The sequence below is a fragment of the Citrobacter sp. Cpo148 genome, from assembly GCF_030332375.1.
GTDB lineage: Bacteria > Pseudomonadota > Gammaproteobacteria > Enterobacterales > Enterobacteriaceae > Citrobacter > Citrobacter portucalensis.
Window position 1 is genome coordinate 1 of record NZ_JAOWHY010000035.1, and the last position, 9221, is coordinate 9221.

Annotated in this window: 18 protein-coding genes; 1 reads left to right on the plus strand and 17 read right to left on the minus strand. The window is 58.2% G+C overall.

The window, feature by feature from the left end; genetic code table 11:
* The 17 genes from OGY10_RS04005 to OGY10_RS04085 all read right to left on the minus strand — a co-directional run.
* Nucleotides 1-653 (minus strand): phage tail protein (locus OGY10_RS04005; RefSeq protein WP_286576109.1); only part of this gene is annotated, 653 nt, incomplete at its 3' end.
* Entirely contained in the window at nt 650-1255 is a 606-nt protein-coding gene (locus OGY10_RS04010; protein ID WP_001397640.1) for a phage tail protein I, read from the minus strand. The genes OGY10_RS04010 and OGY10_RS04005, both read right to left, overlap by 4 nt.
* Nucleotides 1248-2156, minus strand: a complete 909-nt coding sequence (locus tag OGY10_RS04015) for a baseplate assembly protein (protein WP_086550362.1) — start codon at nt 2154-2156, stop codon at nt 1248-1250. Before OGY10_RS04015 ends, OGY10_RS04010 begins: the two co-directional genes overlap by 8 nt.
* Nucleotides 2143-2502 carry a GPW/gp25 family protein gene (locus tag OGY10_RS04020; protein WP_001528737.1) on the minus strand — a complete coding sequence of 120 codons (360 nt, stop codon included), beginning with the start codon at nt 2500-2502 and terminating at the stop codon, nt 2143-2145. The genes OGY10_RS04015 and OGY10_RS04020 overlap by 14 nt, the downstream gene beginning before the upstream one ends.
* Nucleotides 2499-3077, minus strand: a complete 579-nt coding sequence (locus tag OGY10_RS04025; RefSeq protein ID WP_001528711.1) for a phage baseplate assembly protein V — start codon at nt 3075-3077, stop codon at nt 2499-2501. Before OGY10_RS04025 ends, OGY10_RS04020 begins: the two co-directional genes overlap by 4 nt.
* 68 nt (nt 3078-3145) lie before the next feature.
* Nucleotides 3146-3592, minus strand: a complete 447-nt coding sequence (locus OGY10_RS04030) for a phage virion morphogenesis protein (protein WP_016150805.1) — start codon at nt 3590-3592, stop codon at nt 3146-3148.
* Nucleotides 3585-4016 (minus strand): phage tail protein, encoded by a 432-nt coding sequence (locus tag OGY10_RS04035; RefSeq protein ID WP_013098790.1) that lies wholly within the window; start codon nt 4014-4016, stop codon nt 3585-3587. The genes OGY10_RS04030 and OGY10_RS04035 overlap by 8 nt, the downstream gene beginning before the upstream one ends.
* Nucleotides 3979-4227 carry an Rz1-like lysis system protein LysC gene (gene lysC, locus OGY10_RS04040; RefSeq protein ID WP_223151184.1) on the minus strand — a complete coding sequence of 83 codons (249 nt, stop codon included), beginning with the start codon at nt 4225-4227 and terminating at the stop codon, nt 3979-3981. Before lysC ends, OGY10_RS04035 begins: the two co-directional genes overlap by 38 nt.
* A complete protein-coding gene (gene lysB, locus OGY10_RS04045) occupies nt 4112-4540 on the minus strand; it encodes an Rz-like lysis system protein LysB (RefSeq protein WP_286576112.1) in 429 nt (142 codons plus the stop codon). The genes lysC and lysB overlap by 116 nt, the downstream gene beginning before the upstream one ends.
* Entirely contained in the window at nt 4537-4914 is a 378-nt protein-coding gene (locus tag OGY10_RS04050; RefSeq protein ID WP_286576105.1) for a DNZ54_00345 family protein, read from the minus strand. Before OGY10_RS04050 ends, lysB begins: the two co-directional genes overlap by 4 nt.
* A gap of 4 nt (nt 4915-4918) precedes the next feature.
* Nucleotides 4919-5428 carry a lysozyme gene (locus OGY10_RS04055; RefSeq protein ID WP_001528581.1) on the minus strand — a complete coding sequence of 170 codons (510 nt, stop codon included), beginning with the start codon at nt 5426-5428 and terminating at the stop codon, nt 4919-4921.
* Nucleotides 5409-5624: an HP1 family phage holin gene (locus OGY10_RS04060; RefSeq protein WP_000171565.1), complete on the minus strand. Its 216-nt coding sequence runs from the start codon at nt 5622-5624 to the stop codon at nt 5409-5411. The genes OGY10_RS04055 and OGY10_RS04060 overlap by 20 nt, the downstream gene beginning before the upstream one ends.
* 3 nt (nt 5625-5627) lie before the next feature.
* Nucleotides 5628-5831, minus strand: a complete 204-nt coding sequence (locus OGY10_RS04065; RefSeq protein WP_000868184.1) for a tail protein X — start codon at nt 5829-5831, stop codon at nt 5628-5630.
* Entirely contained in the window at nt 5831-6295 is a 465-nt protein-coding gene (locus tag OGY10_RS04070) for a head completion/stabilization protein (RefSeq protein ID WP_001528530.1), read from the minus strand. Before OGY10_RS04070 ends, OGY10_RS04065 begins: the two co-directional genes overlap by 1 nt.
* A 93-nt stretch (nt 6296-6388) precedes the next feature.
* On the minus strand, nt 6389-7039 hold the full coding sequence (gpM, locus tag OGY10_RS04075) for a phage terminase small subunit (protein WP_001397653.1): 651 nt from the start codon (nt 7037-7039) through the stop codon (nt 6389-6391).
* Between the two features lie 3 nt (nt 7040-7042).
* On the minus strand, nt 7043-8140 hold the full coding sequence (locus OGY10_RS04080) for a phage major capsid protein, P2 family (RefSeq protein WP_286576321.1): 1098 nt from the start codon (nt 8138-8140) through the stop codon (nt 7043-7045).
* A gap of 16 nt (nt 8141-8156) precedes the next feature.
* A complete protein-coding gene (locus OGY10_RS04085; RefSeq protein WP_286576099.1) occupies nt 8157-8990 on the minus strand; it encodes a GPO family capsid scaffolding protein in 834 nt (277 codons plus the stop codon).
* Between the two features lie 142 nt (nt 8991-9132).
* On the opposite strand from OGY10_RS04085, the gene OGY10_RS23770 reads away from it, so the two are divergent.
* Nucleotides 9133-9221, plus strand: an 89-nt coding sequence (locus OGY10_RS23770; protein WP_072098150.1) for a terminase gpP N-terminus-related DNA-binding protein, incomplete at its 3' end; no start/stop codon positions are given.

A 9221-nucleotide genomic window follows, 5' to 3' on the forward strand; every position in this document is an offset into this window, starting at 1 on the left:
GCAAGAATAGCAGCCTGTACAAAGGCGGTGCTGGCAATCAGGGTGCTGTTGTTTCCTGCCGGTGGCGTTGGCGTTTTAGGCATCCCTGTCAGAGTCGGGCTGTCTTTTGGTGCATACTGTGAATGAGGATCAACAGCAGCAAGATGCTTTGCCATCAGGTCATCCACATACACCTTAAGCTCCAGCACCTTATCATCCACATATTTGCGGGTTGCCAAAACCACTGCAGGGTCAATTTTCAGGGTGATGTTATCGGTGCTGCTGGTAATCAGTACCATACGCACGGTCTGCGTGCGTCCGCTGCCCTCTGCCAGTTTCGGCTTGTAACTTTCGGGGCAGTTTCCCACAGCAATCAGCGCACCTGTTTCATCAAAAAGTCCGACTTCACGAATCCACCACCCGCCCTCGTTTTCGGGGATCACCTGCTCAGCAATAATCTGGCTGCTGTTCTGCGGATCGATATACAGCATATTCAGCGCTGCACGGCGCTCCTCAGCCACTAACGCGGTCTGTTGCGCGTTGGGTGTGGGCAGCGCACCGCCACCGCTACCCACCGCCATATGGGTAATTTTAAGCGGGACACCGAGCGCGGCGGCGCTTGCCAGTTTCGCCGCGCCGATATCCGTCAGCAGGGTGTAAAATTTTGCGCTCATGGGTTCACTCTCATCGTGTCAATAACATGGACCGCCCCGCCCTCATAAGCGGTGCCGCCGGAAATAATGGTTTCGTTGATATACGGGTAGATCGTGATTTCTTCGCCGGTGTAGGTGGCTGCACCCACAAAATACGGGCCGCCTGTCTGCAGGTTGATGGACATACCAACCAGATGACGGCTGCATGGTTTTGCGTCACCGATCAGGCGCTCCAGCTCCAGATAGGTTTCTTCTGTTATGCCCTGGTCCTGCACGCCAATATCCAGACGGAACGTCCCTGGTGTTTCGCCAGTCTGCCACCACTCAATGATGCGGATCAGAAAGCCGAACGGCTCCACCACACGCCGCACGGCGCTGGTTGTCCCCTTGTGCTGATGGATATAAAACGCGTCCTGCACAACGCGGCGCTTGACGCTTTCTGTCCAGCTTTCATCCCAGCGGTCAACAGAAAACGCCCAGGCCAGATAGGGCAGGAATCTGATCGGACAGGTTGCCGGATTCCACAAATCACGCAGCGATACCTGCAGATCGGAAATCCCGCTGCAGGTCTGCGCCAGTCGGCGCTCAAGCGGCGACGAACCCGGCGGCAACAGACTATTCATCCGTGCCCCCGTTGGTAACGCTCCATTCGGTACAGGATGCCGCCTGCGTCTTATCCAGCACCACATCCTCCAGCGGGGACGCCAGCTCCACACGCTGGACGCCCTCCACGTGCAACGCGGCATAAATGGCGCTACGGCGGATATCACGTCCCAGGCGTGTCTGACTGGCGATGTATTTCTGCAGGCTGGCTTTTGCCTCTGCCATCACCGGCTCAGCCTCCGGCCCCGGATAAAGGAATATCGTCGCATCCACGTTGTACGGAATAATTTCAGCGCTGCGCACCGTCAGGCGGTCTGCCACCGGGCGAACTTTTTCACTGTTAAGCGCCTGCTCAACCACCGCCAGCAGGTCAGCCCCTGCCGTACCGTCACCCTCACGGCTCAGCACGGTAAGCACCACCTCTGCCGGTGCCGGACTGGTTGCGCTGGCATCAGCCACCCGCCCGTCGGCACTTCTGGCGTGGAACTCATAGGCTCCCGTCGGCCCTGCAACGGACAGCCCTTCAAATGCTGCAGGAATGCGCTGGCGTAATGCTTCATCACTTTCCATCACTGCGGCGACCGGCGGCACCGCGTCATTATCTGCAGGGACTACCGTCAGGCGCTTCACGTTGCAGTTACCTGCCAGTTGTTCAAGGTCATTTCCCATGGAATAGGCCACCATGACCGCCTGCGCAGCCTCATTAATTCGCTGACGCAGCAGGATTTCGCGGTAAGTATTTTCCTGCAGCAGTTTGGTGACAGGTTCTGACTCCAGCGCTAACGTGCGCATAACAGCCTCCTGTTCATCAGCCGGATGGAGGGCCACAAAGGCGGCCTTGCGTTCTGCCAGCAATGCCTCAAAGTCCGGCACATCCACAATCTGCGGCGGCGGTAGCCGGGAAAGGTCAATGACTGCCATTGTCTGCTCCTGTTGATACGGAAAGGGAAACCGGTGCGCCGTTATTGCCGTGTCCGGTAAGTTCAACCACCATAGAGCCGTCAAAATTGCCGTTGATGGTGATGGAGTCCAGCGTAAGGCGCGGTTCCCAGCGGTTCAGCGCCACATAAACCGCAGACATAATCTGCAGGTGCAGCGCCGGGTTCTGCGGCTGGTCAATCAGGGCTGACAGCAGGGAGCCATATTCCCGGCGGGCAAGACGGCTGCCCTGCGGCGTCAGCAGAATATCCCGCACCGACTGGCGCAGATGGTCTGTATCTGCAATGGCCTGCCCGTCATTCCTGCTCATACCGATATACAACGTCATACCGGACCTCCCGTGTTAGCACCGCCTTTCAGAACACCTGTATGCTTATGGTCATCAACTACGATCCCGTTGGAACTCATCGCGCCACCGCCCTGGGTGACGCCACCATTGATCACCACCTCGCTGTTAATGCGCGTGGTGTCAGCCTCCACCACAAACTCACCGGTTTTGTAGGTGACGCTGTCTGATGCCTCGATCACCATGGATTTGATGCCCCTGACATGCCATCGTCCGGTGGCGGGTTCATACTCAAACCATCCCCCGTCCGGGTACTCCGTCACGCAACCGTCCACCGAATCCGACGGCGGCGGAAACTGATTGGAGTAGATGGCGGGCAGCACAAAAGCGGTTTCCAGATTGCCCCCCATACTCAGCACCACCACCTGCTCATCCGGCGACGGACACCACCATGTACGGGCACCACCGGCACGCAGCGTCAGCCAGTTAATCCAGTTGGTTTCAAGCTCGCCCACTCTCACCCGGCACAGCCAGTTTTCCCGGTCCACTTCGGTCACGGTGCCGGTGCGGATCAGGTTGGTGATAAGGCGCATAATTTCGGTCAGTTGTGCATTCATAACGAAAGGTTGCCATCAGAGGGAAAAGGGAGGCAGCGCGGGCGCTTGTACCAGCGGTGGCACAAAGATCACCCCGCCAGCCAGCGCAGCAGGGTGTCACGGGTGACGGTTTCCACTTCTTCATTCACGCCCAGCAGGCGGCGCTCTGCGTAGCGAACCTCCGGGCCTTTTCGGCTGACGCGATCCCGCAGGCCATAATGGTGAACACGGGCAATGCGCTGCACCTTGCCATCAAACTGCACGCTGGCGGAGTCCGCACTGGCGGTGGTTTTCAGGTATTTTGTGGTGCGAAGCTTTGCAAACATCTGGCGTTTGATGCGTCCCTTCTTGCTGCGGGCTGTCACCCGGCGCGGCTCATAGCCGCTGCCGTCAGGATTACGCTGCAGCCTGATGTTCTGCTGCTGCGTCCGGCGCAACTGTTGCGCCAGTTGCCGCATCATACGGCTGCGCGCGGCAGGCTCCAGATTCGCCAGTAGCGCCGTCAGCCAGTCATCCACCCTCTGCAGTTCATCCACGTTTCACCGTCCACATTTCTTCGGGTTCGTCCGGCTCCGGCACCGCTTCAACGCTTGACACGCTGCCGTCAGTGCTGACCAGCACGCGCTCCGTCAGTTGCAGGTTCAGGCTGATATCGCACACATCGTTGCGCAGAATATCCACTTCAAAGGTGAACAGTTTTTCGCGCAGCTCCGGGTTATTGATAGCATCCGGCTGGTTGTCACTTAGCCACAGCAGCACAGGAGCCATCAGCAGATTCTGGTCGCCGCTGAAATCCTCGATCACCACGTTCAGGGTGTAGCGGTATTCCCATGACATAGAGCTGGCACCGGTTGCCACCAGTGAGCCGTTATCAACGAAAAGGTGCAGCTTGTCCGGGTTGTCGCGGACATAAGCAACCGCTTTATTCAGGGCGCTGCGTAAGGACTGCGGTTTGTTCACTGTCTCGCTCCTGACACGCAATAATCGTGTCCACTTTGTCAGCACAGACCGCCCAGGCGGCCTCGGTTTCATCCAGCACCGCATTCAGATCGCCGTTACTGCGCGGCGCTGACCTTTCCAGGCGGCACTGCGTCACTCTGGGACAGCCACTTACGGTAAGCTGCACCTCCGGCGAGGGCCGGACGCTCCCGCAGCCGGATAATGTCAGCAGGCAAAGGAGTATCAGCCCAGCGGCGCAAATCCTCGTTTTCACGTTTCAGTTCCTCGATCCGGTGCTGGCGGCTGCGCAGTAGAGCGGTGGTCTGTTCCGCTGCCGCATAAAGCCGCGTCTGCTCCCGGCTGTTGGTTTCAGTCAGAATGGACAGACCGATCAGCTGGCTGTTTTTCTTCATCAGCTCCTGCGTTTTGCTTTTCAGCGCCGCGCCCTGCGTTTCGATGGTGTGGCTGGCATTGTTTAGCCGCCACGACTGCCAGCCCAGCGCCGCAAGTACCAGCGCCAGCACTACCGCCAGCGCACGCATCAGGCCGCCATCGGCTCATGAAGCTGCGCGCGGGCAATCTGATACAGAACCAGCGTCAGCAGGTAAAACACCAGGGTGATCACCCATCCAGAAAACGCCAGGCACAGAACAATAAGCAGCCTGATTACCCATGTACGCACGGGTTTTACGGGGTGCGCCCTGAATTTCAGCAATGCCGCCCTGACCTCATCGCGCGCCCGATCTCCGGCGAACCACCCTACAGCGCACAGCGCAGCAAGCAGCCAGGCGAGGAAGCATGACACCCAGACAGACGCACCAACCAGAACCGGCGCAACGCTGCGCGGATACAGCAGGCTGATAACCAACAGCGCAGCCCATGCCAGCTGGAAAAAAACGCTCATGACTTTCTTTTTCATTCCGTTATGCTCCTTTTAAGCACCAGGCCATTTCCCGCGCGCGGCGGTTGTCCAGCCCCTGATTAAACACACCTTTGACATATACCCAGCGCGGCAGTTGATGGCAGGCATCCGCCCAGCGCCGCTGGTTCAGCAACTTAACCAGCGTGGAGCTGCAGGCGTTGCCGGTGCCCACGTTGAAAGCAAACGACACCACCGCGTCATAGACCTTTTGCGGCATCGGCTGCACCACACATTTTTCCAGCGCCCGCTCCACGCGCAGCACATTGGTGATAAGTCCCTGCGCCGCCTGCCGTTCCGTGATAGTTTTGCCCGGCACCACACCGGACGTATTGCCGATCCCGTCGGTCCACACGCCCGCGCTGCACTGATAAGGCTGCAGGCGGCATCCCTCGTAATCGGCGATCAGTTTCAGCCCCTCAACGGAGGTATGAAGCGACTGGAAACCGGGCAGCGTGGCGGCGATAGCCAGCACCGCCCCGACAAGGCAGCGCTTAACGATTGAAGGATTCATATTCCCCCCGCGAAATTTTGCCGCCACGTAACAATTTGAAAGACTGGTGTTTGTAGTACCAGTTGATAGCCAGCATCAGCACACCAATCAGTACGCCGCCAACCGTTGACGCATCCTTGAGCGACAGATCGCCCAGCCATGCCAGCAGCACGGCGATGCAGTAAGTGATAAAGGCGCTGATTCGTTCAAGCGTCATAATTCAGTCCCATAGCTGGACGGTCTGCGCCGTGGTTGACGCCGTAATGTCCGGCAGCTCCACCTGCAGCCCGTGCGGTAAAAATGGGCCGTACTCAGCCAGCCCCGGATTTGCCTGCAGAACCTGCTCAGTGACACCCTGCGTACGCCCGTAATGACGCCAGCAAAGCGCGTCCACCGTGTCATACTGATGCGCACGCACTTTCATCAGATAAGCTCCACCGTACAGTGCGGTGCATCCTGCACCCGGCTGATAGCCCAGCGGGCATCACGCCACAGATCGCCGCTGGCCTCCGCCAGCTCCTCCCCTCGCTTCACACCTGACGCCGTGGCGTCATAGTCCTGATAACGCTCATTGAGCACGGCGCGCGCCCAGCAAAAAACAGCGTTGTGGTAGTGCCGGATACGCTCGCTTTTGCCGTCCAGCATTTCTGCGGGAACCTCAGCAAGTGTCCGCCAGCCCAGCATCTGCTGACGGTTGCGGAAGTCGAACAGCTCAGCGTTAACCTCAGAAATTGCCGTCAGCACGACCTGTTTTAAACGCGGCTGCGTCACCGTGCCGTCAGTGCGCATCACACTGCGAAATTCCGACAGATCCACATCAGGCCAGAACGGCGTATTTTTGATGACCTCCGCCTGTTCCGGTGCCTGTTCTGGCGCAACAAACTTCATGCGGCTTTCTCCTGAATAAGTGGGCGGTGGACGGAATTTTGATGTGGCAGTGCCTTTCGCCATCCCGTGCCGCCCGTGCGCGGGGCACGTTCTTTAGCGGCTGTCATTGCGCAGTCTGCGCTCCAGCTGCTGCTTTTCTTTTTTCACACCGCAGCGGGGATCAAGCTGCAGCGCATGGTTAAGGTGATTCAGGGCAGACGCCGGGTTGCTTTCGCTCAGTACAGCACCGATGGCTTTATGCAGGCGCGCCCGCGACTGGTCCGGCATATCCAGATCGGTGGTCAGGTCCAGCGTCTGCAGAAGCAGATCGGCATCAAAACCGGCAGCGGCAAGCAGAGCGCTTTGCGCCGCGTCTGCCATTTCCTCTGCCAGCACGGTCTGCACGTTACGGTTGCCCAGCGGCATCACCCAGCCATGGCGCAGCGCATGGCGCCCGATTTCGAGCGCACCGGCATAATCACCGGCGTCGATACGCCACAGCATCACGTACATCAGCACGTCATCCTGCTGTGCACCTCCGGCTGCCAGCACGCCCTCCGCCCAGGCGGAATATTTCGGTAGCAGTTCCACCTTGATTTCCGCCTTTTTCACCGTGGACTGGATGCCTTTAAGCCGGCGGCGATCTTCTGCCAGTTGCAGCAGCATCAGGTCATAACCCGACGCATGGCGAACACTGCCGCCCTCACGGGCGGCCTGTTCGGCCTGAATGCGCAGGCGGTGCTGCCGTGCGGGACTCAGGCTCATACGTTACTCTCCGTTTCCTGATTCTGCGGCTGCTGCAGGTGCGGCTGGCGGGGTGAAGTCACCTATTACGATGTTTTCCACCAGTGCCGCGCAGCGGTAGTCCTCGACCACATACGCCTCGTTGACGGATTCAAAGTTTTCAATCCGGTCACGTTTCGGGTTGTCGATGACAGAACGGCGGCGGGTGTCTACCTGCCAGTAGATGGACAGGTTATCCAGTCGGGTGATCAGCAGCGCATTTGCCGGGAAGTAAGGCGCACGAACCGCCTGCAGACCTCCCATGCGCTTCTGGCTGATGATCAGATCGGCTGCAATTTTTTCGCTGTTGTCCTGGTCTTTGTTAACCAGCGGGAAATACTTGTCAGACAGCAGTTCACGTCCGCAGACCACCACCAGATCGTCATCATCCTGATAAACCACGTCGATCAGTTCATTGACCGCATCCATCACCAGCGCGTCCAGATTTTCGTAGCCTCCCTCATCCAGTTTTGAGGCTCCTTTACCCACTTTCACCGAGCCTTTGGTGGTTACGCCATCTTTGGTGGTAATGCCCATGACGCTATCCGGTGCATCTTCACGGATTTTCTGTAGCCAGCCCTTATTGACGTCCTGCAGAAGTGGATTTTCAGTACGGTTAGACGTTTTGGCGCGGGCCAGCCCGTTAAAGCCGATCATGATACGGTCTAGCGCCTGACGCTTGATGATGGCGTTACGGATACGCACCTGGAAGTCCTGGAATTTCGCCCACAGGTCCAGTTTTGCGTAGGTCAGCACCGTATCAAAGTTGGTCTGCTCACATTTGTATTCCACGTCCTCCATCACCATTGGATCGGTCGGCTCACGATCCTGCTTGGTCGTATCCGTTGTCCCGGCAACAGTGCTGCCCACGCCCAGCCCCAGCAACTGACCTGACTGCTCATCGACGGGGGAAATGTTAATGAGCGTCAGGAATGCGGCGGATTGCTGGATCTCATCTTCCAGCGTCTGTTGCACGGACGGCTCCACGGTGAACTTGCTGGACAGTTCCTCAACTTCAACACCGTTCAGGCGCGCCAGTTGCTGCAGGTAAGCGTTAAAGGCAAATTTGGTATTCTTTTTCATCGGGTTTTATGCTCCATCAGCAATTGGTCAGGGTGCCTGCCGGTGCGTCACCGCCCGGCGCGCGCTGGCGGTAATCCTTGCGGCTGTCTTCACGGCTCAGCTGCTGCTGTAACTCGGCAAAGGCGGTCTGCTGTTCCTGCAGGGAGGACTCCAGCTCAGAAAGGCGCTGGTCCTGATCGGACAGGGATTTATCCGTGCGTTCGCTCAGGTTCTGCTGCTCGGTTGCGACCAGTTCCACGGCTTTATGCACATCAGAGAATCGCGCATCGTCGGTCTGCTCTTTTTTGGTGAACAGCGCGGTTACGCGGGCAAAGAGGGACGGTTTTTCGTCCTGGGCTTCTTCCAGTTCGATCTGCGTTTCTTCGGCAGCGGTAAACAGGTTTTCAGGGTTCTGCTTACGGTTTGCCAGCGGGTTATGTGCGGCGCTGGCGCTGAAAGCCAGCATTTCGGTGCCGAGACTCGCCGGATCGTCTGTTGCCGCCAGCCCCACAAGATAGGCCTTGCCGGTGTCGGCAAACTTCGGGCTGACCTCCATGGAGGTAAACAGCTTCTGGCCTTTTTTCACCAGGGCCACCAGGGAGTCCGTCGGTTCAATATCGGCGTAAAGTGCCATCTTGCCCGCCAGCGGACCGTCCTGGATTTCTTCTGCAACCAGCGCCGTCACTTTGCCGTAACGATTGAAGGCACTGTCCGGGGAATAAGACTTGATGTGCTCCAGGTTAATCAGCGCGGTATAGACCGTCGGGTTGTAGCTGGCAGCCATCTGTACCAGCCATTCACGCTGGATCTCGCGCCCGTCAGTGGTGGCACCTTCCACCCCGATACGGAAACGCTTTGCTTTCACTGTCATGAGCCATGCTCCGTTAGAAATAACTTACTGGAGCCTTATGTTTGCGGTGATGGGGGGAGTGAGACAACGCGCTGTATTTGTACGGTAAACCACACAAACCGCAGCCGGGGAAAGCCGCCATACAAGGCCGTATGTTTGGGCCATGAACACGACACTGACCCCCGCAGACCTCGATCCCCGTCGGCAGGCCATGCTGCTGTACTTTCAGGGATACCGCGTAGCCCGCATTGC